Source organism: Kocuria sp. KSNUG (genome assembly GCF_049532735.1).
GTDB classification, from domain to species: Bacteria; Actinomycetota; Actinomycetes; order Actinomycetales; family Micrococcaceae; genus Kocuria; species Kocuria rhizophila.
Map to the genome: position 1 here is coordinate 613,532 of NZ_CP150981.1, position 22,481 is coordinate 636,012.

The window sequence follows — 22,481 nt, forward strand, 5'->3', positions numbered from 1 at the left end:
TCCTCGTTCATGTTTTCCACCGTGCTCGTCGCCAACCGAGGCGAGATCGCCGTGCGCGTGATGCGCACCCTGCGCGCCATGGGCATCCGCTCCGTGGCCGTGTACTCGGACGCCGATGCCGGCGCCCGCCACGTGAAGGAGGCGGACGTGGCCGTGCGGATCGGTCCCGCGGCCGCCGCCGAGAGCTACCTGGACATCGACGCTGTGGTGGCCGCCGCCCGGGAGACCGGCGCGGAGGCCGTCCACCCCGGCTACGGCTTCCTCGCCGAGAACGTGGACTTCGCCCGCGCGTGCGCCGCGGCGGGGATTGCGTTCATCGGCCCGCGGGAGCGCGCGCTGGAGATCATGGGGGACAAGATCGCCTCCAAGCTGCAGGTGGCCGAGCACGGGGTCCCCCTGGTGCAGGGCGTCTCCGAGCCCGGTCTCACGGACGAGCAGCTCGTGGCCGCCGCCGAGGGGATGCCGTTCCCCGTGCTCATCAAGCCGTCGGCCGGTGGTGGCGGCAAGGGCATGCACGTGGTCGAGCGCTTCGAGGACCTCGCCGAGGCGTTGCCCGCCGCGCGCCGCGTGGCGAAGCAGAGCTTCGGGGACGACACCCTGCTGATCGAGCAGCTCGTGGCCACCCCGCGCCACATCGAGGTGCAGGTTCTCGCGGACACCCACGGCCACGTGATCCACCTGGGGGAGCGGGAGTGCTCGCTGCAGCGCCGCCACCAGAAGGTGATCGAGGAGGCCCCGTCCGCTCTGCTGGACGCCGCCACCCGTGCGCGCATCGGGGAGGCCGCCGTGGCCGCCGCGAAGGCCGTGGACTACGTGGGCGCCGGGACCGTGGAGTTCCTGGTCTCGGACCGCGAGCCGGACACCTTCTACTTCATGGAGATGAACACCCGCCTGCAGGTGGAGCACCCGGTGACCGAGATGGTCACGGGCGTGGACCTGGTGGAGTGGCAGGTGCGGATCGCGGACGGCGAGCACCTCACGCTCACCCAGGAGGACGTCCACCTGGACGGCCACGCCGTGGAGGCGCGCGTCTACGCGGAGAACCCCGCGCGCGGCTTCCTGCCCACCGAGGGCACCGTGGTGGCCCTGCGGGACGCCTCTGGCCCGGGGGTCCGCGTGGACTCCGGGATCATGGCGGGTCAGCGCGTGGGCCTGGACTACGACCCCATGCTCGCCAAGGTCATCGCCCACGGCCCCGACCGTCGCACCGCGCTGCAGCGCCTGCGCACCGCGCTCGAGGACACCGTGATCCTGGGCGTGGGCACCAATGTGGAGTACCTTCACATGCTGCTCACGGACGAGGACGTGGTGGCCGGGCGCATGGACACGGGCCTCATCGAGCGCAAGCTTCTGGAGCTTCAGTTCGCCCAGCCGGACCCCTACCTGGAGGCGCTCGCCACCCACGTGGGTCTCGGCGCCCGGGACGACGACGCCGCGGGGCCGCGTTCCCTGCCGGACGCCGACGCCGCGCGACGGATCGGCGGCACCGCGTGGCGCGCGGACGGCTTCTCCGCCACCACGGCCCTGCCCGGACCGGCCCCGTTCGAGGAGGACCCCTCGCGCGCCGTCGTGACCGCCGTGGGAACCGGGAACCCGGACACCGCGGAAGGCCGCACGGTGCACGTGAGCGAGGGAGCGGCGTCGTTCGAGATCCCCGTGCGGACCCGCACCGGGGCGCTGCAGGCGCAGCTTGCGCAGATCGAGCGGGAGACCACCGCGGGCGGACCGGAGCTGCGCTCCCCCATGCCGGGCACCGTGGTGGCCGTGCTCGCGGAGAGCGGCGAGCACGTGGCCGAGGGCCGCACCGTGGTCTCCGTCGAGGCCATGAAGATGGAGCACCCGATCACCGCCACCCTGCCCGGGACCGTCACGGTCCTGGTGGGCGTGGGGGACCGAGTGAAGGTGGACCAGGTGGTCGCCACGATCGAGACGGACGACACCGAGCAGGACAGCACAGAGCAGGACACCCACGACCACACGGAGGACCAGGCATGAGCGAGAACACCGAGCTGAACACGTTCGAACTGTCCGAGGAGTACCAGGCGCTCTCGGACGCCGTGCGCGAGTTCGCGGACGAGGAGATCGCCCCGGTCTCCGCCAAGCACGACGAGGAGCACTCGTTCCCGTACGAGATCCAGTCCCAGATGGCGGAGATGGGCCTGTTCGGCCTGCCGTTCCCGGAGGAGTACGGGGGACAGGGCGGGGACTACTTCGCGCTGTGCCTGGCCCTGGAGCAGATCGCCCGCGTGGACCAGTCCGTGGCCATCACCCTGGAGGCGGGCGTCTCGCTGGGCGCCATGCCCGTGTACCTGTTCGGCACCGAGGAGCAGAAGCAGCAGTGGCTGCCCCAGCTGGCCAGCGGCCAGGCGCTCGCGGGCTTCGGGCTCACCGAGCCGGAGGCCGGCTCCGACGCCGGCGGCACCCGCACCCGCGCGGAGCTCAAGGACGGCAACTGGGTGATCAACGGCAGCAAGGAGTTCATCACCAACTCCGGCACGGACATCACCAAGCTCGTCACCGTCACCGCGGTCACGGGCACCACCACCACGGCGGACGGGCGGGAGAAGAAGGAGATCTCCACCATCCTGGTCCCCACGGACACTCCCGGTTTCACCGCGCAGAAGGCGTACAACAAGGTGGGCTGGAACGCCTCGGACACCCACCCGCTGACGTTCGAGGACGTCACCGTCCCGGAGGCCAACCTGCTGGGCGAGCGGGGCCGCGGCTACGCGAACTTCCTGCGGATCCTGGACGAGGGACGCATTGCGATTGCCGCCCTCGCCACGGGTGCCGCGCAGGGCTGCCTCGAGGAGGCCATCCGCTACGCCACCGAGCGTGAGCAGTTCGGCCGCTCGATCGGCAAGAACCAGGCCGTGGCGTTCAAGATCGCCCGGATGCGTGCCCGCGTGCACCAGGCCCGCCTGGCCTACTACGACGCCGCGTCCCGCATGCTCAAGGGCAAGCCGTTCAAGACGGAGGCCGCGATCGCCAAGCTGGTGGCCGGTGAGGCCGCGATGGACAACGCCCGGGACGCCACCCAGGTGTTCGGCGGCTACGGGTTCATCAACGAGTTCCGCGTGGCCCGCCACTACCGCGACTCCAAGATCCTGGAGGTGGGCGAGGGCACCACGGAGGTCCAGCTCATGCTGATCGCCCGCGAACTGGGGCTGTGACCGGGGCGCCCGGCACCACGTCACCCGAGCACGACCGAACGCGCCGCCCCCGACCGGGGCGCACCGGCAAGGAGAACCGCATGGCCAAGGTCATCGAGCAGCGCGGGCTGTACTTCGACGAGTTCGAGGTGGGCGCCGTGTACAAGCACGCCCCCGGGCGCACCGTCACGGAGGCGGACAACGTCCTGTTCACCACCCTCACCATGAACACCCAGTCCCTGCACCTGGACGCCGCGTGGAGCGAGCGCCAGGAGTTCGGGGAACGGCTGGTAAACTCCATGATGACGCTGTCGATCATCGTGGGCGCGTCCGTCGCGCAGCTCACGCAGGGCACGATCGTGGCGAACCTGGGCTTCGAGGAGGTTGCGTTCCCGCACCCCATGCACCACGGGGACACGCTCTACAGCGAGTCCGAGATCCTGGACGCGCGCCCCTCCAAATCCCGGCCGGGCCAGGGCATCATCAAGGTCCGCCACGTGGGCCGCAACCAGGACGGCACCGTGGTGGCCACGTGCGTGCGCTCGGTGCTCATGCAGGGCGCCCCCGCGGCCACCGGTCACGACGACGCCGCGTCGGCTCCCGGCGCCGCGGCCTCGGTCGCAGACTCCTCAGGGAAGGACCAGTCATGACGACCCCCACCTTCACGATGGGCCCGGCCATCCTCTTCTGCCCGGCGGACCGCCCCGAGCGCTTCGCCAAGGCCGCCGAGCGGGCGGACGCGGTGATCCTCGACCTCGAGGACGCCGTGGCCCCGGACGCCAAGCCCGCCGCGCGGGACAACGTGCGCGCCGCGGAGCTGGACCCCGCCACCACGGTGGTGCGCCTCAACGACGCCGCCTCGCCGTTCTTCGAGGACGACCTCGCCACCCTGCGGGACACCCCGTTCCGGACCGTGATGCTCGCCAAGGCGGAGTCCGCCGAGCAGGTCCGCCGGATCACGGACGCCCTGCCGGACGTGCAGGTCATCGCCCTGTGCGAGACGGCCGCCGGGATCGTGGCGGCGTCCGAGATCGCGGCGCCCAGCGGCGTCGTCGCCCTGATGTGGGGCGCGGAGGACCTGGTGGCGTCCCTGGGCGGGCGGTCCAGCCGCCGCCCGGACGGCTCCTACCGGGACGTGGCCGTGGCCGCGCGCGCCGCGGTGCTGCTGGCCGCGGGTGCCCACGGCAAGGCGGCAATCGACGCCGTGCACGTGGACATCGCGGACACCGAGGGCCTCGCCGCAGAAGCGGAGGACGCCGCGGGCAGCGGGTTCGCGGCCACCGCGTGCATCCACCCCGGCCAGGTGGCCGTGATCCGCGAGGCGTACCTGCCCACTGCCGAGGACGTGGACTACGCGCGCCGTCTGCTGGCGGCCGCCGAGGGGGCGCCCGGCGTGTTCCGCTTCGAGGGCCACATGATCGACGGGCCGCTGCTGCGCCACGCGGAGCGCACCGTGGCGCGGGCACCCCGCACCGAGACGCCCCGCACCGACGAACCGGGCGCTGAGACGTCCCGTACCGAGACGAGGGAGAACTGATGAGCACGAACATCGTGGTTCCGGTCAAGCACGTTCCGGACGCCCAGAAGCAGCGCACGTTCCAGGATGACCTCACCGTGGACCGCGGGGAGTCGATCCTCTCCGAGCTGGACGAGTACCCCCTGGAGGCGGCCATCGCCCTGCGCGAGGCGGCCCCGGAGGCGGAGGTCACCATCATCGCCGTGACCTTGGGCCCCGAGGACGCCTCCGGCGCCGTGAAGAAAGCCCTGCAGATGGGCGCGGACGCCGCGTTCCACGTGGCCGACGACGCCCTGGCCGGCTCCGACGCGCTCGGCACCTCCGCGGCGCTCGCCGCCGCGATCCAGCACGTGGGCGAGGAGCACGGCGGGGTGGACCTGGTGCTCACGGGTCTGGCGTCCACGGACGGGGAGACCTCCGTGATGCCCGCGATGCTCGCCGAGCGCCTGGACTTCGCGCTCGTGACCCGCGCGGACAGCGTGGCCTGGGACGAGGGGAACACCGGGCTGGCCCTGACCCGCCCCGGAGCGGACGCCACCCAGACCGTGGCGGTGTCCTTCCCCGCGGTCGTCTCGGTCACGGACCAGGCGAACGAGCCGCGCTATCCCAACTTCAAGGCGATCATGGCCGCGAAGAAGAAGCCCTCGGCCGTGCTGAGCCTCGCGGAGATCGGTGTGGAGGCCTCCACCGTGGGGCGCGACGCCGCGGGCGCATCCGTGCAGTCCGCCACCGCCCGGCCCCCGCGCGAGGCCGGAACGGTGGTCCAGGACGAGGGCGAGGCCGGGATCCAGCTCGCGGACTTCCTCGCGCAGCGCCGCCTGCTCTGACGGCCGCGCGGCCCGGGGCGCCTCACGGCCGCCCGGGCCCGTGTCCCGGCGGTGCGACCACCGCACCCGGTCGCCGCGGGCCCGTCCCGCGCCGCACCCACGATCTTCCACTGCGTTCGAGAGGAAACACCATGCACGTCCTCGTAGACCTCGGCCACACCCGTCAGCTGCGCTCCCCGGACCACGAGCTGCTCACGCTCGCGCGCACCCTCGCCGGGGGAGATCCCGTGACCGTGCTCAGCCACGAGCCTCAGCCCGAGGGCCTGGCCGACGAGCTCGGTGGCTACGGCGTGACCACTCTGCTCGTCCCGGAGCAGGAGGCCGCGGACCTGTCCCTGACGGACACCGCCCTGCTCGACGCCGCCCTGGCGGACTCCGGGGCCACGCTCGTGCTGGGCGCCAACGACGCAGACACCACCGAGTGGTTCGCCCGCCTGGCCGTGCGTCACTCGGCGGCGATCATCACCGACGCGGTGGGCGTGGCGGAGGACCGCACCGTGACCAAGTCCGTGCTCGCGGGCGGTTACACCACCACGGCGGAGCCCACCACGGAGCTCGCGTTCGTCACGCTCGCCCCCAACTCGGTGCAGACCGAGGACGTGAGCGGGGGGCAGGCGCCGGAGGTGAAGCCGCTGTCGGTGTCGGTCTCCGGCCCGGCGGCCACGGTCACGGGAACGGAGGCCGCGCCGGCGTCGTCGCGCCCCAAGCTCACCGAGGCCAAGACCGTGGTGGTGGGCGGCCGCGGCGTGGGTGAGGACTTCTCCCTGGTCGAAGAGCTCGCGGACGAGCTCGGCGCCGCGGTGGGGGCGTCCCGCGCGGCCGTGGATGCGGGCTGGGTGGAGCACGCCGCGCAGGTGGGTCAGACCGGTGTGACGGTGTCCCCGCAGCTGTACCTGTGCGCGGGTGTCTCCGGCGCCATCCAGCACCGGGCGGGCATGCAGACCTCGCAGACCATCGTGGCGATCAACAAGGACGAGAACGCCCAGATCTTCGAGATCGCGGACTACGGCGTGGTGGGGGACCTCCACAAGGTCATCCCGCAGCTGCTCGAGACGCTGCGGGAACGGAAGGGGTAGGTGGGCGAGCGCGTGGCCCAGCTGCCCTGTCCGCTGGTGATGGAGGTCGGCATGGATACCGAGGGCGACAGTCTGGTCGATCAGATGGGCGGCGTGCGATGGCGCGCGGTAACCCGGTCGCGGCGGATCTGGTACCCCCAGCCCTCGCCCAGGTGGACCTGGCGCACTACAGGCTGCTGCTGCCGCTGCGCCAGGAGGAGCGCGACGTTTACAGACCGTGGTCTGCCTTCCTTCCCGGCGGGATGTATGCACGCGATCAGCTGCGGAACAGCGATCTGGAGGACCTCCGGCACCGCGCACTGGAGGCAGGGCAGGACATGACCGGCTGGGACACCTGCCGAGGTGCTGTGTCCGAAGACTTCGTGCACACCCTCCGGGGGGCCCTGGAGGGGTTCGTGCCCCCTCATGCCACGTGGACACTGGCTCGTTGGCGGGGCTATCGGCACGAGCAAGCGGATGCGACACGAGTGACCCTGAGGGGCCTGGACTGCGCTCAGCAGGTCCTGGACCTTGATGACGCGATGACCAGCATGGCAGAGCTGGGAGTGCCGGATTTCATGTGGTCCTCCACCCGGCAGTTCGGCTGGGGCGCGCCGCTGTATCCGGATTGGGGCGTTCTCACCGTGGCGGCGGAAGACTTCGTCCGGCGCTTCGCACCCCGGGGTTTCGAGGCCTTCTCCGTCCCTCGTGATGCTGTCCTTCCCGACAACCTGGGGGACTAACTGTGGACGAGCTGCTCGTGGTCCATGGGAAGCTGTGCAAGGACGCACGGACAAGGAAAACCTTTCCCTGGCCTCAAGCCAGTACTCCAGGATGGTCCAGATGAGTCCTTTGCCCCGAGAACAAGCCCTGCAGGTCCGTGGCGCCTTTCCGCAGGACGCCGCGGCCCTGGCCACCGTGATGGCCACACGCGGTGGCACCCCGTCGGACTGGGCACCGGCTGCGCAGCGGTTGCTGGACCACGCACCGGTGCTGCTCGTCGCGGAACTCACCTGTCCGGACGGGCCCCGGGTCGTGGGGTGGTCCGGCGCGACGGTAACGTCCCTGCGTCCCCAGGAAGCGGGCCAGTGGCTCACAGCTGGCCTGACGGTGGTCCCTGAGATCCGGCGGTCCGGCGTCGGTCGGCGATTGCTGCAGGCGGTAATCGACGCGGTCGAGACACTCGCAGACGGGCCTTTGCACAGCGTGGTGAACGCCCGCAATGCGCCATCGCTTGACCTGCACCGGTCCCTCGGTTTCGAGGTTGTCGAGACCGGTCCGTGCTTCGCCGGTATCGAGTTTGACGGTGGCGTAGGCGTCCTCCTGTCGTACCGCCGACCGGGCGCCCCCACGTCTCGTCTGCAAGGAGGACCGCTTCTGTGAGGCCCGGATCGTAGGACAGCAGCACGGCAGAAAGGGTGCCAACCTGATCCCCGGCATTAGGCCGCACCCACAACAGGCAGCCCAACCCGATCCCCACTTACAACCCCGTCCTCGTTCGAGCCCGCATGTCTCAAAACGTCGCCACTTTCCCGTGGGGCGCGCCGGACAAGTCGGCTGGCCCGGGGTAGTGCTGAGATGCAAGCGGTCGTTAGTGCGCTAAATGAAGGGCGGACGCGGTAGTCAACTCTCATAAATTTGACCGCTAACGTGGCAGTGCTCTGGAAAACAGGCTCGAACCAGGTGGAACTCGCCGTGCAGGCGGGTGAGACCGGAGCGGCAGTGTCGCCGCAGCAGTTGGAGACGCTGCGGGAGCGCAGGGGCTGAGCGAGGGGCTACTCTGCCCGGTCCTCAGGGGCGCGCCGATCCGCATGCCGCTGGAGGAACATCACCGCGAAGGCGCCAAGGCAGGCAATGGCCAGCCCCACGACCAGGCGCATCCAGAAGTTGTCGATGCCGGCAGTCCCGAAGACGGCGATGAGCGTGACGACGACGGTACCGATGTACTGGATGGCTGACGTGTTCTTCACGGGTGGGGTTCCTTCCGGAGATAACTGGCGGGGCCGGGTGCCCGATCGTGCGAGGGAATCTCGATCTGGCCCACGCTAACGAACTGCCCTCCGACATTGAGCGGCTAGGGTGATGCTGGGCCGGACACGTCAGAAATCCAGGAGTTTCTCGTTTTGCTGTACGCGGCGCGTCTTAGCCGCGAGAGGGATCGCCCGGTGACTGGCGTTCACCTTCCAGTAATGAGGGCTCCCGCGACGGAGATCCTGCCTCGCTCTCTGCGATACCAGCGGTGGCGTCTTCGCGGCGCTTGAGTCGCCAACCCAGTAAGAACCACGCCGCGCCCAGGCCGAGATTCACCCATCCGAAGACCGCTGAACCGCCGGTGAAAAAGCGGGCAAGCCCCAGCAGGGCGAACAGAGCTCCCAGAATGAAGTGTCCTCGACTGCCCATCGTGTCTCCTCACCGGTGCGGGTGACATCCTGCACCGCGAATTCGAGAATTTCACAGGGTGGCACCCATGGTCCACAACGTGACTCACGCCGGACAGCTCAGATGGACTGAAAGGACGCACCTCGGGACCTGAGATCAGGTCGTCCCGGCGGGCAGAGCGTCCAGATGCGCCGCGATTCACGCTGAGACGAACTCGTGGTGGACCTGCCCCTGGGCGACCTCCACCACGAACGCCGCCAACTCCTCGTCCGTGGAAAAGTTGAGAAAGTAGCCGTTGAGGCTCAGGAAGTAATCCGTGGTGCCGAGAGCCGTACGCTTGTTGCCGTCGACGAACGGGTGGTTTCGCGCCAGGCCGACGAGCAGTGCGGCCGCTTTGTCGGCCAACGTCGGATAGAGCTCAACCCCCAGGTACCCGGCCCACGGCTTCGCCACGGCACTCTCCAGCGCAGCCCGGTCACGGATGGGTGTCGGGAGGATCTCCTCGTGAGCCGCAAGAACGTCGTCAACGGTCAGCGGCGTCCAGGGGGTCACCTGTCTTTGAGGAGTTCGTTGACCCCGGCAAGGCGGGTCTGCGATGCCAGAAGAATGCGCCGCTTCTCCTCCGCCGAGAGCTGTCGAGAGTTGGTGTCCTCGGGCTCGTGCTCGGCCATGACGTGCTCCTTTCGCCTGCGGCGACTCTACCGCTGCTCGCTGGCAGGGTGACGGTCAGGCACAGAACCGTTCGGGGACGACGCCGCCCTCACACCTTCTCCGGCACCCGCACCTCCGTGCGCGCCGGGGTTGCGCGGCGGTCCGCGACCTCCCGGCGGATCACCCACACCAGCGCAGCGGCCCACAGCACGACGAGACCCCCGAGGACCAGGGTGAGAGCGGCGTCGGGAAGCGTGGAGCGGACGGCATCCACCCGCAGGAGGGTGCGCGCGTTGGTCACGATGATGAGCCCGCCCGCGCCGATCGCGAGGATGCGCGGGGCGAGCAGGCGTACGAGCCATGCCGCGAGCGGTGCGGCAGCGACGCCGCCAATGAGCAGCGCGACCACCATGCCCACGTCGATGCCCTGTGCGCCCAGGGAGAGCAGGAAACCGGCGGAGGCGCCCAGGCTGACCACGAACTCGGACGTGTCGATCGAGCCGATGACCTTGCGGGGTGCGATCTTGCCGGAGGCCAGCAGCGTGGGGGTGCCCACGGGCCCCCACCCGCCGCCGCCGATCGCGTCCATGAACCCGGCCACCGCGGCCAGGGGCACCAGGAATGCAGCGGGCACGCGGCCACGGAATGAGGGACGCCGTCGGCCGATGCTCAGGAACCGCCACACCACGTAGACCCCGAGCAGCAGGAGAGTCGTGGACATGACCGGTGCGGCGGCGTCGCCGGAGACGGTGAGCAGGTTCGCGCCGAAGAACGCCGCGATCCCGCCGGGCACGGCCATGAAGCCCACCACGCGCCAGTCGATGTTGCCGAAGCGCCAGTGCGAGAACCCGGACGCGAGCGTGGTGCCCACTTCCGCCAGGTGCACCGTGGCGGACACGGACGCCGGGGTCAGCCCTGCGGCGAGCAGCAGGGTGGAGGAGGTCACGCCGTAGGCCATGCCCAGGGAGCCGTCCACGAGCTGTGCTCCGAAGCCCACGAGGGCCAGCACGATGAGTGTGCGCACGATGCCTCCTGCACGGCGGGCGGTGGATCCGGTGGGGGTACCGGCGGGTTACCGCGTGAGTCGCCCCAGCGTAGGAACCGCCCGAACCCGGGCCCAAGGTGTGTGTCGTCGTGCGTCGCCCCATGTCACAGCGTGACGCGTGCTTGACACGGACCCCCGGAACGTGGCTCACGCCACCACTTGTCAGCAGACAGCACACTGACGAAAATGGGCTTGTCGGTGATCCCGCCGACCAGCAGTCCAGAGGAAGGGCAGCACCGTGGCACAGAAGAATCCCGCCAACGCCGGGGAAGAGTCCATCAAGATGAACCCGCAGGACGAGGCCGCGGCCATGGCCCAGGACACCCAGGTGGACGCCGAGCCCGCCGACGAGGGCGTCGGCGCCATGACCGACAACAAGGGCGAGAACCCCGCCACCGAGAACTGAGTTCCACGCAGGACCAACGACGCCCCGCAGGCTCATGCCTGCGGGGCGCCGTTCTTCGTCCGGAGGGGAGGCGGGGGAGTGCGGCTGCCGTGCGGGCCGGTCTGCGCTGCCCCGCGGCCGGGGCCTCAGTCCTCCTGGTCCGCGTCCTCCCGCGGGCTGCCGATGTTGTAGCGCGGCGGGCGCGTGCGGAAGTTCGCGAGCTTGTGCGAGCCGTCGCAGAACGGCGCGATCGAGGACATGTTGCACCGGCACAGGGCGACGACGCGGCGCGGCGGCTTCTGCGGCTCGGCCCCCGGTTCCGGGGCGATCAGCACGTCCCCGCGCACGAGCAGCGGCCCGTTGGGGCACGGGGTGATGACCACGGGGTCGTCAGCGGGGGAGTCCTCGGGGCGTTCGTTGCTCACAGAGTGGCCCCAGCGGCGTCGTCCGCGCGCAGCGAGGAGCGCTCGTTGCTCCAGCACTCCAGCATGTGATCCCCCATGAGGCCGTCCACGTACAGGCACGCGGATGCCCCGAACAGCACGTCCTCCAGCAGCTCCGGGTCGTCCTGGGCGAGCGCCCCGGCGAGGTCCCGGGCGGCGATCTGCTCGTGCACGGCGTCGGCCTCCACGTGCTCGTCGTAGTACCAGGTGACGTCCGTGCCGTAGCCGAGCTTGCGGAACGCGCGGCCGTAGTACTTGTTGGGGATCGAGGAGGTCATCTCGAACGCCGCGAGGTGCCCGGCGATCGCGCCGCGCAGCCGGCGGTGCAGGCCGAACAGGCTCATCACGTTCATGGACGCGAGCGTGGGCGCGGGCACCAGGTCCAGGTAGTGGTCCAGGGTGTCGTCCAGCCCCACGCCGCGCATGCTCTGGGCGAAGATCGTGGCGTGCACGCGCTCGGGGCGGCCGCCGCCGTACTCGTCCGACTGGATCTCCACCAGCGCGGCCTTCGCACGGCCCCGCAGCCGGGCGATGCCCCACGAGTGCGGGTCCGCCTCGCGCAGCGTGTAGATGGAGCGGTGGATGAGGAACTCACGCAGGATCTCCTCGCTGGGGTGCCGGGCGAGCCATGTGGCCAGGGTGGGCTTCTCCGCCCCGCCGGTGATGGCGAACATCGTGTCCACCAGCTCGGCGCCGTCCTGCGGCATGGGGTCCGGCAGGGGCACCCGCTCCCGCAGCTCACGCTCGAAGCGCTCCTCGAGCACCGCGCGGATGCGCAGCAGCTGGGGGTCCCACTCGCGGTCCCCGGTCACGAACTCGGCCGGGCCGTAGTGCAGCAGGTACAGCAGGAACAGGGAGAGCTGGACGTCCTCGTCCGCGAGCACGTCCTCCGTGGTCTCCACGGCGCGGGCGACGGCGCTCGCGAGCGTCTCGTAGGCGGCGTCCGGGGTGTCCTCGGGGCCGGTCAGGACGTCCAGGAGGGCGGTGCTCACGGGTCCCCGAGCGGCCGGGGCGGCAGTGCGGACGGGGGTTGTGGTCATGATCGTGGTCTCCCGTGACGAAGTCGTTGAGTGGTCCGCCCGCGGGTCGTGTGGCCCGCTGGCGGACGTGCCGCCGAGGATGCACACCGGGTGGGTGGCGTCGTCGGCACAGCGTGCACGGTGTCCTACCGCGCACGCGATGGGTGGGGGAGCAGGCGGTGACCCGCGGACCGTGACCGGGTCACGATCCGCGGGCAACCCCGTGAACTGCTGTGGTTGTTCCCTACGCCAACATACCGGTGGTCGGGAAGCGTTCCCAGACCCGGTGGCTGCCGAGCAGCTGAACCACGGAGTCCAGCGCGTCCTCGGCGGACTCCGCCGCGACCACGCCGGGCGTCTGCCCGATCTGCAGCGTCTCCAGGGCCGTGACGCCGGGCCCGAAGGCCGCGATCGCCTTGGCGTGGCGCCACATCTCGTTGAGCAGCAGGCTCACGCGGGGGTCCACGTCGCCCGGGCTGGGCGCACCGGCCTTCGCGTCCATTCCCGCGGCCACCTGGTGGGCGGGTGCTCCCGCGGTGGTGACCACCACGGCGTCGAACTCGATGGAGCGCGCCGTGAGCAGCGTGCGGTGGGCGACGACGCCCGGGACCACCTCGCCGCCCTGCGGTGCGATCACGAGCGGGACCATGTCCTCGGCGTCGATCCGGGAGATCAGCGTGGTGAGCTGCTCCGCGTCCGTGTCCGGGCCCACCAGGATGCCCACCTGGCGGCCCTCCACGGGCCACGTGCCGCCCACCTGGGACAGCGCCGGTGAGGGCTGGACGTCCTGGGCCGGGGCCACCGTGGGCTCCTGGTCCGGCAGGCCCAGCCCCTGCGCCACGGTGTGCCCCAGGGAGGGGTCGATGGCGAAGAGGTGCCGCAGCTGGCGCACGCGGATGGTCTCGTCCCAGCACTTGCCGAGCTCGAACGCGTAGGCCTGCGCGGTGTGCTCCCGCTCCACCTCGCTCAGGCTGAGCCAGAACATCCGCGCCTGGGAGAAGTGGTCCTCGAACGACTGCGGCCGGGCGCGTTCCTTCACGGACTCCGCCACGGGGGCGGGGTAGTCGATGAAGGCGTGCTCGCTCTCGGGCGTCTCGAACGGGTTGCCGCCGTCCAGCGAGTTGGGGCGGTAGGGGGCCACTCCCGAGTGCACCGCGCTCTGGTGGTAGCCGTCCCGCAGCATGTCGTTGACCGCGGCGTGCGGACGGTTGATGGGCAGCTGGTTCCAGTTCGGTCCGCCCAGGCGGGTGATCTGGGTGTCCAGGTAGGAGAAGAGCCGGCCCTGCAGCAGGGGGTCGTTGGTCACGTCGATGCCCGGGACCAGGTTGTTGGGGTTGAACGCCACCTGCTCCGTCTCCGCGAAGTAGTTCGAGGGGTTCCTGTCCAGGGTCATGAGACCCACGGGCTGCACGGGAACCAGTTCCTCCGGCACGATCTTCGTGGGATCGAGCAGGTCGATGCCCTGGAAGCTCTGCTCCTCGTTGTCCTCGAAGACCTGCACGCCCAGCTCCCACTGGGGGAACGCGCCGGCCTCGATGGCGTCCGCCAGGTCGCGGCGGTGGAAGTCCGGGTCCGCGCCGTTGACCAGCTGGGCCTCCTCCCAGACCACGGAGTGCACGCCCAGACGCGGCTTCCAGTGGAACTTCACGAGCGCGGTGGAGCCGTCCTGCGCCACGAGCCGGAAGGTGTGGATGCCGAAGCCCTCCATGGTGCGGAAGGAGCGCGGGATGCCACGGTCGGACATGTTCCAGATGGTGTGGTGCTGGGCCTCGGTGTGCAGGGACACGAAGTCCCAGAACGTGTCGTGCGCGGACTGCGCCTGGGGAATCTCCCGATCCGGGTGGGGCTTGCCCGCGTGGATCACGTCCGGGAACTTGATGGCGTCCTGGATGAAGAACACGGGGATGTTGTTGCCCACCAGGTCCCAGGTGCCCTCGTCCGTGTAGAACTTCACGGCGAAGCCGCGGGTGTCTCGGGCCAGGTCCCCGGAGCCACGGGAGCCCAGGACGGTGGAGAAGCGCACGAACACCGGCGTCTCCTTGCCCTCCGCGAAGACGCCCGCCCGGCTGATGCGGGACGCGGTGCCGTAGGAGCGGAACGTGCCGTGGGCGCCGGTGCCGCGGGCGTGGACCACGCGCTCGGGGATGCGCTCGTGGTCGAAGTGCGAGATCTTCTCGCGGAAGTGGTGGTCCTGCAGCAGCACGGGACCGCGCGGGCCGGCCTTGAGGGACTGGTCCGAGTTGGTCAGTCGGGCACCGTGCGCCGTGGTCAGGTACTCGCCCTGCTGCGCCATGCTGGACATGGGCGCATCGGTCGGCGCACCGGTGGGGGACACCCGCTCGGGTGCGCCCTGGTCCGGCTTGGGAGGCAGGGGCTCACGCGGTGTGGTGGGTTCCTCGAGGGGCGTGTCCCCGGTGCCGGGAACTCCCGGGACCTGGGGTGTCTGGTTCTCGTGTGCGGACATGATGATCCTCCTACGAAGAGACGGCACACCCACGGATGGGACATCGGGTGTGGTGTCACCACAATGTCAGCACCCTGACGGTCGTGGCTACACCTTTAGGTGTGCTCTGAGCCGAAGTGCTGAAGGGTTCGGCAGATCGCCCCGGGGTGGCCCGTGAGACAGTGGCCCCATGACGTGGACACCCGTGACCCTGCACGGCCGGCTCGTGCGGCTGGAACCTCTGACCCGAGAGCACCTGGACGGCCTGGTCGAGGCCACCGAGGATGGGCGCATGTGGGACCGCTGGTACACCTCCGTTCCCGCACCGGACGGCATGGCAGAGGTGGTCGAGCAGCGCCTCACATGGCAGGAGGAGGGTTTCATGCTCCCCTTCGTGGCCGTGCGGCAGTCGGATGATGCCGTGCTGGGGATGACCTCCTTCTACGACCCCCAGTGGGCGGTGCCGCGCGTGAGCATCGGGCACACCTGGAACCGGGCCTCCACCCACGGCACGGGCACCAACGCGGAGTCCAAGCTGCTGCTCATGACCCACGCGTTCGAGGAGCTCGGCTGCCGGTGCGTGCGCTACGAGACCAGCTGGGCCAACCAGCAGTCCCGCGCCGCCATCGAACGCCTCGGCGCCCGCCTGGACGGCGTGCTGCGCGGGGACCGGCTGGAGCGCAACGGGGTGCTGCGGGACACCGTGGTCTACTCGGTGCTCGAGCACGAGTGGCCGTCCGTGCGGACCGGGCTGGAAGCGCGGGTGGCGCGGCGGTGAGGTGAGCGGGCGGCAGGTGCCGACCGTGCGGCGTCGTCAGCGCCCGGAGCCGGGAACCCGCACCGTGCTGGTCAGCGCGGTGAGGCTCGGGCGGCGGGGCGTGGAGCTGAACCCGAAGTTCGGGGGAGGGGTCATGTCCGTGAGCGTGCCCAGGTCGTGGCCGCCCCACGTGGCGCGGGAGAACGTGATGGCGTGGAGGTCGTAGGCGGAGTACCACTCGGTGCGGCCGTTGCCCGCGGTGCCCAGGGTCTGCACGCCGGGCATCACGTGCGGCGCCACCAGGTTGGTGATCCGCGCGAAGGGCAGGGACGTGCCCAGCGGCCGCGGAACCGACTGCAGGAGCAGGCCGAGCGGCGCTCGCGGGCCCACGCTGAACTGCCACGTGAGCGGTCCGGCGGTGACCGTCCAGCGGGAGGCGCGGGAGAACCCGGTGCGCTGCACGCTCACGGGAACGCGGGTGACGGTGTCGAAGGAGTAGGTGGCGGAGACGAAGTCGGCCACCCAGTCGGTGGGGGCCAGCAGCTCACGACGGCCGTCCGGGTGGGCGACCATGACGTCCGCGAACGGACCCTGCGGGGTGCGGTCCCAGCAGCCGATCACCAGGCGCGTGCCGCCGGAGGTGCCCGCGCCGGCGATGTGGCCGGTGAAGCGGTGGGTGGTGGTCATGAGGCCAGGGTAGTGAGCGCAGCGGTGAAACTCCTGGTCAGGCTGTCGTACTGTGGTGGGCAGTTCCCCGGGGTGCGGGGGTGAGACCGGTCTAGTTTTAACTGCGGATGTGTGTGAAGTTGAATGCGCATGGAGCGAAGTTTGCTCCACCTCACCGACACGCACTGAAGCGTCCTGGGTTTCGTTCCGAGTCTCAGCAAGGAGAATCGGAGTATGCCCAAGAAGTTCAGTCCAGAGCTGCGTGACCGTGCCGTGCGCATGGTCTACGACCGTCAAGCCCGCGAGGGTGGGCCCCGCGCAGTATCGATCCGCGTTGTCGCGCCACAGCTCGACGTTGGCACCGAGACGCTGCGGATCTGGTGCAACCGCTACGGCCCCACCGAACCGGGCGGCCCGGGAGATCCCCTGGAGGAGGAGAACCGGTGGCTTCGGCGGGAACTCGCCGAGGCGCGACGCGCGAACGAGATCCTGAAAGCCGCCTCAGCTTTTTCGCAGCGGAGCTCGACCGCCCCACGACGAAATGATCGCGTTCATCGACATGCATGGCGTGAAGCTCGGGGATCGAGGCCATCTGCCGCATCCTCGGTGCGACAGAATGTGGGTTCATCACCTCCCGTGGATACCGCGCCTCCAAGAGCAGGCAGGCATCTGCTCGAAGCATCCGCGACAAACTGCTCGTCGAGGAGGTACGGCGGATCCACGAACAGAACTACAGCGTCTACGGGGGTTCGGAAGATGTGGCATGTAATGCGCCGCGCAGGATGGGATGTCGGCCGTGACCAGGTAGCGAGGCTGATGAATATCACCGGCCTCCACGGTGTGCGACGAGGTCCCAAGCCCATCACCACCCGTCGCGGGGCCGGTGCTGACCAGCGTCCCGACCTGGGCCAGCGGAGGTTCGTCGCGGACCGCCCGCAGCAGCTCTGGGTCGCGGACATCACCTACGCCCGGATTCTCACCGGGTTTTACTACGTCGCGTTCATCACCGATGTGTTCAGCCGCAGAATTGTCGGCTGGGCAGTCGCCCCACGCTCCACACGGAGTCACTACCAATGCTCGCGCTGGAGCACGCCCTTGTTTCCACCGGGGCGAGTAGGAACGGGCGCGGATTGATCAATCACTCCGACAGGGGCAGTCAATACGTCTCGCTGGCCTATTCGGACGCCTTGATCACTGCTGGCGTGAAAGCATCGGTTGGCACCGTCGGAGACAGCTACGACAACGCGCTGGCCGAGACCGTGAACGGCCTCTACAAGGCAGAGTTGATCTACTCGAAGCGGATCTGACAGTCCGTCAGCGAGGTCGAGCTCGCCACGATGGGCTGGGTCCACTGGTGGAACACTGCCCGACTCCATGAGGCACTCGGCTACCGCACCCCCGCAGAGGTCGAGGCGGCCTACACTCACCCGACGACGACCGCGCCCGTGACCGTCTAACCACGGAACGAAACCCAGGGCGCTTCAGCTGGACCGAGCTCTGGTCGGCAAGCCTCCAGGGGTGTGTCGGTGCCCCGACCTACGATGAAGAAGAAAAGCTCCGACCGGGGCTGTCCTGAGGAGCAAGGCGGACGTATGACGAGCAGCGGTGAGCAGCGACTGGAGTTGACTTGGTTCAACAAGGACAAGGCGCTGATCCCCACGGAGACGGGTCGATACGCGTACATGTGGGTCGACCCACGGGACCCTCGATACTGCGAGACTCGCACGCTCGTCAGGGACGAGTACGTGGAGGGTGAGCGGGCACCCAAGGAAGATGGCGTGGTCTACAGCGAGCGCGCCGACCTGGAGCCGACGACCGACAACCTGCTCATCCTCGGCGAGTCCGGCGACGTTCTCGAAGCACTGACCCGCGTACCGGAACTGCGCCTGAAATACGTGGGCAAGGTTCGGTGTATCTATATCGACCCGCCCTTCAACACTGCTCAGACCTTCGCCAACTATGAGGACAACCTGGAGCACTCAGTGTGGTTGACCTTGATGAGGGATCGGCTGGCCCACATGCATCGACTTCTCAGAAGAGACGGTGCGATCTGGGTTCACCTTGACGATGTTGAGATGCATCGGATGCGCGTCCTGCTGGACGAAGTTTTCGGGCCCGGGAACTTCGTCGGAAGCGTCGTCTGGGAGAAGGCACCGGGGGCCAAAGGAAAAACGGCCATGGCTGCCTCGCATGACTACATAACGGTCTACGCCAAGAATAGGGACGAGTGGACGGCTCGAAGGAACCTCCTTTCTAGGACCGATGGTCAAGTGCGTCGGTACGCGAATCCTGACGGCGATCCCCGAGGACCGTGGCGCCAAGGAGCGGATGGAACGGCCAAGAGTGGGGGCGAGGACTCCCGATGGCCCATCACACTTCCTTCTGGCCGAGTGGTCACGCCCGCCCGGGGCCGGTTCTGGGCTTTCTCGCGGGACACCTTCGAAAAGGCGCGCGCTGAGGGGCGGGTGCACTTCGGGCGCAAGGGTGATGGCCTCCCGGTGATCAAGACATATCTGCATGAAGCGCAGGACGGGACTGTTCCGGTGACTTGGTGGGATGCCTCGGACGTGGGGACCAATCAGGAAGCGAAGCGTGACCACCTCAACAGGATGTTCCCCGAGGTAGAGAACCCTTTCGATACTCCCAAGCCGGAGCGGCTGTTGGAGCGGATCGTTCACATTTCAACCGATCCAGGCGACGTCGTGATGGATTTCTTTGGCGGATCGGGCACCACTGCAGCGGTGGCCCACAAGATGGGACGTCGATGGGTCACGTGTGAACTCAGTAGGGACAACTTCGAGACCTTCACCCGTCCTCGACTGGAGAAGGTCGTGCGGGGGCAAGACCCGCTTGGTATTACGCGAACAGTCCGCAGAGTCGAGGAGCGGAGGCCCAAGGAAGGTATCGCCCTCCCGGACGGACTCACTGCATCCGACGCTTGGAAGATCGAGGGTGCACTCAACAAGGCGTCGAAGGTACTGGAGTCGCGGGTCGACTTATTGGAGGGATTCCGAAAGAATGTCCGCGCCGACCGCCGTGCCGATGAATCCGTTCTGTCAGAAGCGGAAGGTGTAGAACTCATCCGCCTTCTGGAAAAGTTCGCGGGCGAAGGCGTCACCAGTATTGACTTCCTCCCAGTGGTCAAGCGCTCCGTCGTTCAGCAGATCAAGACTGAGCGTCTACCCGGCGAAATCAACTGGCTTGGCGGTGGAGGCTTTCAGGTCGCCCACCTCACCCCGGCTTGCTTCGACTTTGACCCGGACCTTGGCGTCGTGACGATGACCAGGGCCGCACAGGACCCGGCCGTTCTCACAGCCTCCATCGCTGCGCATCTGCGCTTCCGTCTCACGCCGGAGGACAGACACTTCCACGGGGTGCGTGGGGCGATGCGCCTCTACGTCACTCGCGACCCGCTCACGCCCGAGTACGTGCCCTCGCTGGTTTCGCATCTCGGTGAGGGCGAGAGTTTGACTGTCGCCTCCACGGTCGTCCTCGACGGGACATCGGAGGCCCTGCGAAAGGCTCGACGCGGTTCCCGCGTTGTGCATATCCCGAGCGACCTGTTCTCAGTCCAGACGAAGGGCAAGCAATGATCCCTGGATTCACCTATGACCAGCACCTGGTCGCGGAGATTGCGCAGCGGTTCGACCTGCGCGAACCAAACGCGAGGGCCTTCCACACTGTGGTCGAGGCGCTCGCCAACGGGTATGACCCCGAGGTGCCACTGGTGCTTGACCTGGCAACGGGGGCGGGCAAGACATACATCATGGCGGCGTTGATTGAGTACCTCCGTGAGAAGGGCATCCACGACGTCCTCATCGTCACCCCTTCGACCGTCGTGCAGGACAAGACGGTCGCGAACTTCTCAGAGGGGGACCCCAAGTACATTGAGGGCTCCCTGTCCAGCCCCTTCGTCGTCACTCCGAGTGACTACGATACGTGGCGTCCGAACGAGACGATGGCCACGGTGTTTTCCGATAGCGGTGACCCGGTGCAGTTGTTCATCCTCAACGTCCATCAGTTGACGGTACCCACGGATGCTGAGGGTGAGACATCCGGCAAGACTCAGGACGGCGTGCGTCGGGCTTTTAGGAAGTTCCGCGAAAACTCGGGGAACCTGCACGAGTACCTACGCGAGCGCGAGGACTTGGTGGTCATCGCAGACGAGCACCACCTTTACGGCGAGACCGCTCAGGCTTTCCGAGCAGGCATCCGAGACCTGTCTCCGGCGGCGGTCGTGGGCCTGACTGCTTCAGCCTCCGAGGAAGACCACGTGATCTTCCGCTACCCGCTGAAGCGGGCGATTCAGGAGAGGTACGTCAAGCGTCCGGTTCTCGCGTTCCGGCGCGGTGGGTACGGGGATGAGAAAGAGGAGCAGCAACTTCGTGACGCGGTGGCATTGCTGGAGGTCAAGCAGAAGCACTACGAGGCATACCACCGCTCCGCGCCGGACGTCCCCGAAGTGAACGCCGCCCTGTTCGTGCAGTGTGCCGACGTGGCGCATGCGACGCAGGTGACGGCCCTCTTGCGAGGCCCGGAGTTCTTCGGCAGTGAGAGCGCTGTCCTCCAGGTCGACAACCAGCACGACGACGTGCAGACGCTCCAGCGCCTGCGCGAGATGGACCTGCCCCATTCGCCTGTCCGCTGCGTGGTCAGCGTCAACAAGTTGAAGGAAGGCTGGGACGTCAAGAACGTCGCCGTCATGGTGACGCTGCGCGCGATGGCTTCTGAGGTGCTCACGCAGCAGACGATGGGCAGAGGCCTCCGTCTGCCGTTCGGCAAGTGGACCGGATCGGCGCACGTCGACCAGTTGGACGTCCTTGGGCACGACTCCTTCCGCAAGTTCCTCAGTGATGAGCAGGTCCTGAAGTCATTCGGACTGGAGGACCTCACACCCGAGGGCGTGGCGAGTCCAGAGCCGACCCCCACGCCTGATCCGGTGTCTCCTGACTCGGGAGATCGGGACCAGGCGGACACCACCCCAGCGGCACACAGGCAGGATTTGACGGAGCAGACTCAGACGCCAGCCCCGGAGGACCAGTCGGAGGTCCGGGAACTTGCCGGGGGCGCAGTTGGTGTGGTCGTCATTGACGACGACGCCCAGGTTGGAGCCGATGAGACGCCCGAGCCCGTCATCATCCGCATGAACGAGCAGTTCGAGGGTGAGACCTTCACCTTCCCGAGCACAACCATGATCCGGGAGACCTCGGAGTTCCGGCTCTCCCGGGTCGAGGACGACGCCATTAAGAACGCAGCCCGCAGGATCAAGGACCAGGGCGGCGTGCTGGCGCGGGAAGTCATCACGTTCAAGGGCGAGCAGATCGTGACACGCGAGGAGGAGGATGTCCGCGTCTCCTCCATCAGCATCGACAGCGATCAGGCCAAGAAGGACCTCATCCAGTCCGTCATGCGACTGCGCGTCTTCGACTCCAGCGACCCGGAGAACCTCTCGGTTCTTGAGAATCATATTGCGCCACTTCTGATCGCAGAGTCCGGGACCACCGAGTGGACGCAGAAGTTGCTCGCCTCAGCAGTGGTGCAAGCCCGGGAGGTCATTGCGCGTGCAGCGAGAGAACACGTCCGGGGGCAGGGGACGCGGACCGTCCTGCACCCGCACGAACTGCCTATCGCGACCGAGTACACGCTTCTGCCCGGCAGGGCCGTGCTCGACCTCCTCCCTGCCGATTCCAAGGGAGAGGGTTTCCTGCGCCATCAGCATTACGGCCCTTGGGCCAAGGGCTTGTTCGAGGCAGCGGCGTTCGACTCTTTCTCCGCTGAGTATCGGATCGCCGCGATGCTCAACCGGTCCGGAGCGATCAAGTGGTGGAAGCGGCTCTATTCAACGGACAAGGCCACCATTGCCTACACGCTGGCGCAGGACTACAACCCGGACTTCGTGGCACTCGACGTGGACGGCTACTACTGGATCATTGAGGGCAAAGCCGAATCCGGGAAGGACGACCAGGTCGTGCAGGCCAAGCGCAAGGCAGCCGAGGAGACCATTCGCCTCCTCAGCAGCCACTCATCCTTCGATAAACAGAAGTGGGGCTACGCCATTGCCTACGAGAGTGATGTCAAGGCCGCCGACTCGTGGGAAGACCTCTTGGGGAGTACGAACCCGGTGAAGACGCTGGGTTGAGGGG

General features: G+C 68.4%; 20 protein-coding genes and 1 pseudogene. 13 read left to right on the plus strand and 8 right to left on the minus strand.

The window, feature by feature from the left end:
• Positions 1-9 precede the first annotated feature (9 nt).
• The 8 genes from AABM36_RS02660 (at position 10) to AABM36_RS02695 (ending at position 7,933) form a co-directional block, all read left to right on the plus strand.
• Positions 10-1,995 carry a biotin carboxylase N-terminal domain-containing protein gene (locus AABM36_RS02660; RefSeq protein ID WP_019310318.1) on the plus strand — a complete coding sequence of 662 codons (1,986 nt, stop codon included), beginning with the start codon at positions 10-12 and terminating at the stop codon, positions 1,993-1,995.
• A 14-nt stretch (positions 1,996-2,009) separates the two neighbouring features.
• The gene (locus tag AABM36_RS02665) at positions 2,010-3,173 is read left to right on the plus strand and encodes an acyl-CoA dehydrogenase family protein (RefSeq protein ID WP_029603297.1); all 1,164 of its coding nucleotides are present in this window, start codon (positions 2,010-2,012) and stop codon (positions 3,171-3,173) included.
• An 80-nt stretch (positions 3,174-3,253) separates the two neighbouring features.
• On the plus strand, positions 3,254-3,802 hold the full coding sequence (locus AABM36_RS02670; protein WP_423447225.1) for a MaoC family dehydratase: 549 nt from the start codon (positions 3,254-3,256) through the stop codon (positions 3,800-3,802).
• Complete coding sequence (locus tag AABM36_RS02675) at positions 3,799-4,689, plus strand: HpcH/HpaI aldolase/citrate lyase family protein (RefSeq protein ID WP_423447227.1); 891 nt, start codon at positions 3,799-3,801, stop codon at positions 4,687-4,689. The genes AABM36_RS02670 and AABM36_RS02675 overlap by 4 nt, the downstream gene beginning before the upstream one ends.
• A complete protein-coding gene (locus tag AABM36_RS02680; protein WP_423447229.1) occupies positions 4,689-5,495 on the plus strand; it encodes an electron transfer flavoprotein subunit beta/FixA family protein in 807 nt (268 codons plus the stop codon). Before AABM36_RS02675 ends, AABM36_RS02680 begins: the two co-directional genes overlap by 1 nt.
• Before the next feature lie 131 nt (positions 5,496-5,626).
• Positions 5,627-6,571, plus strand: a complete 945-nt coding sequence (locus AABM36_RS02685) for an electron transfer flavoprotein subunit alpha/FixB family protein (RefSeq protein WP_423447231.1) — start codon at positions 5,627-5,629, stop codon at positions 6,569-6,571.
• 98 nt (positions 6,572-6,669) lie between these two features.
• Complete coding sequence (locus AABM36_RS02690; protein ID WP_423447233.1) at positions 6,670-7,293, plus strand: hypothetical protein; 624 nt, start codon at positions 6,670-6,672, stop codon at positions 7,291-7,293.
• A 100-nt stretch (positions 7,294-7,393) separates the two neighbouring features.
• Positions 7,394-7,933, plus strand: a complete 540-nt coding sequence (locus AABM36_RS02695) for a GNAT family N-acetyltransferase (protein WP_423447235.1) — start codon at positions 7,394-7,396, stop codon at positions 7,931-7,933.
• Between the two features lie 392 nt (positions 7,934-8,325).
• Here the strand turns inward: AABM36_RS02695 and AABM36_RS02700 are convergent, their stop codons facing one another.
• The 4 genes from AABM36_RS02700 to AABM36_RS02715 form a co-directional block, all read right to left on the minus strand.
• The gene (locus AABM36_RS02700) at positions 8,326-8,520 is read right to left on the minus strand and encodes a hypothetical protein (protein WP_423447237.1); all 195 of its coding nucleotides are present in this window, start codon (positions 8,518-8,520) and stop codon (positions 8,326-8,328) included.
• A gap of 607 nt (positions 8,521-9,127) precedes the next feature.
• A complete protein-coding gene (locus AABM36_RS02705; protein WP_423447239.1) occupies positions 9,128-9,481 on the minus strand; it encodes a type II toxin-antitoxin system death-on-curing family toxin in 354 nt (117 codons plus the stop codon).
• A complete protein-coding gene (locus tag AABM36_RS02710) occupies positions 9,478-9,600 on the minus strand; it encodes a hypothetical protein (RefSeq protein ID WP_423447240.1) in 123 nt (40 codons plus the stop codon). The genes AABM36_RS02705 and AABM36_RS02710 overlap by 4 nt, the downstream gene beginning before the upstream one ends.
• An 89-nt stretch (positions 9,601-9,689) precedes the next feature.
• A complete protein-coding gene (locus tag AABM36_RS02715; protein WP_423447242.1) occupies positions 9,690-10,604 on the minus strand; it encodes a sulfite exporter TauE/SafE family protein in 915 nt (304 codons plus the stop codon).
• A gap of 259 nt (positions 10,605-10,863) precedes the next feature.
• On the opposite strand from AABM36_RS02715, the gene AABM36_RS02720 reads away from it, so the two are divergent.
• The gene (locus AABM36_RS02720) at positions 10,864-11,031 is read left to right on the plus strand and encodes a hypothetical protein (protein WP_423447244.1); all 168 of its coding nucleotides are present in this window, start codon (positions 10,864-10,866) and stop codon (positions 11,029-11,031) included.
• Positions 11,032-11,156: 125 nt separating this feature from the next.
• On the opposite strand, the gene AABM36_RS02725 is transcribed toward AABM36_RS02720, so the two are convergent.
• From AABM36_RS02725 to AABM36_RS02735, 3 genes are all read right to left on the minus strand, one after another.
• Positions 11,157-11,435, minus strand: coding sequence for a CDGSH iron-sulfur domain-containing protein (locus AABM36_RS02725; protein WP_423447246.1), 279 nt, complete (start codon positions 11,433-11,435; stop codon positions 11,157-11,159).
• On the minus strand, positions 11,432-12,493 hold the full coding sequence (locus AABM36_RS02730) for an iron-containing redox enzyme family protein (RefSeq protein WP_423447248.1): 1,062 nt from the start codon (positions 12,491-12,493) through the stop codon (positions 11,432-11,434). The genes AABM36_RS02725 and AABM36_RS02730 overlap by 4 nt, the downstream gene beginning before the upstream one ends.
• 223 nt (positions 12,494-12,716) lie before the next feature.
• Positions 12,717-14,936: a catalase gene (locus AABM36_RS02735; protein ID WP_271073721.1), complete on the minus strand. Its 2,220-nt coding sequence runs from the start codon at positions 14,934-14,936 to the stop codon at positions 12,717-12,719.
• 169 nt (positions 14,937-15,105) lie between these two features.
• On the opposite strand from AABM36_RS02735, the gene AABM36_RS02740 reads away from it, so the two are divergent.
• Positions 15,106-15,693, plus strand: a complete 588-nt coding sequence (locus AABM36_RS02740; protein WP_271073720.1) for a GNAT family N-acetyltransferase — start codon at positions 15,106-15,108, stop codon at positions 15,691-15,693.
• 36 nt (positions 15,694-15,729) lie between these two features.
• Here the strand turns inward: AABM36_RS02740 and AABM36_RS02745 are convergent, their stop codons facing one another.
• On the minus strand, positions 15,730-16,359 hold the full coding sequence (locus tag AABM36_RS02745) for a hypothetical protein (protein WP_271073719.1): 630 nt from the start codon (positions 16,357-16,359) through the stop codon (positions 15,730-15,732).
• Positions 16,360-16,572: 213 nt separating this feature from the next.
• Here AABM36_RS02745 and AABM36_RS02750 point away from each other — a divergent pair.
• The 3 genes and pseudogenes from AABM36_RS02750 (at position 16,573) to AABM36_RS02760 (ending at position 22,477) form a co-directional block, all read left to right on the plus strand.
• A pseudogene (locus AABM36_RS02750) lies at positions 16,573-17,795 on the plus strand (IS3 family transposase).
• Between the two features lie 135 nt (positions 17,796-17,930).
• Positions 17,931-19,931, plus strand: a complete 2,001-nt coding sequence (locus AABM36_RS02755; RefSeq protein ID WP_423447251.1) for a site-specific DNA-methyltransferase — start codon at positions 17,931-17,933, stop codon at positions 19,929-19,931.
• Complete coding sequence (locus tag AABM36_RS02760) at positions 19,928-22,477, plus strand: DEAD/DEAH box helicase (protein ID WP_423447253.1); 2,550 nt, start codon at positions 19,928-19,930, stop codon at positions 22,475-22,477. Before AABM36_RS02755 ends, AABM36_RS02760 begins: the two co-directional genes overlap by 4 nt.
• Positions 22,478-22,481: the final 4 nt, after the last annotated feature.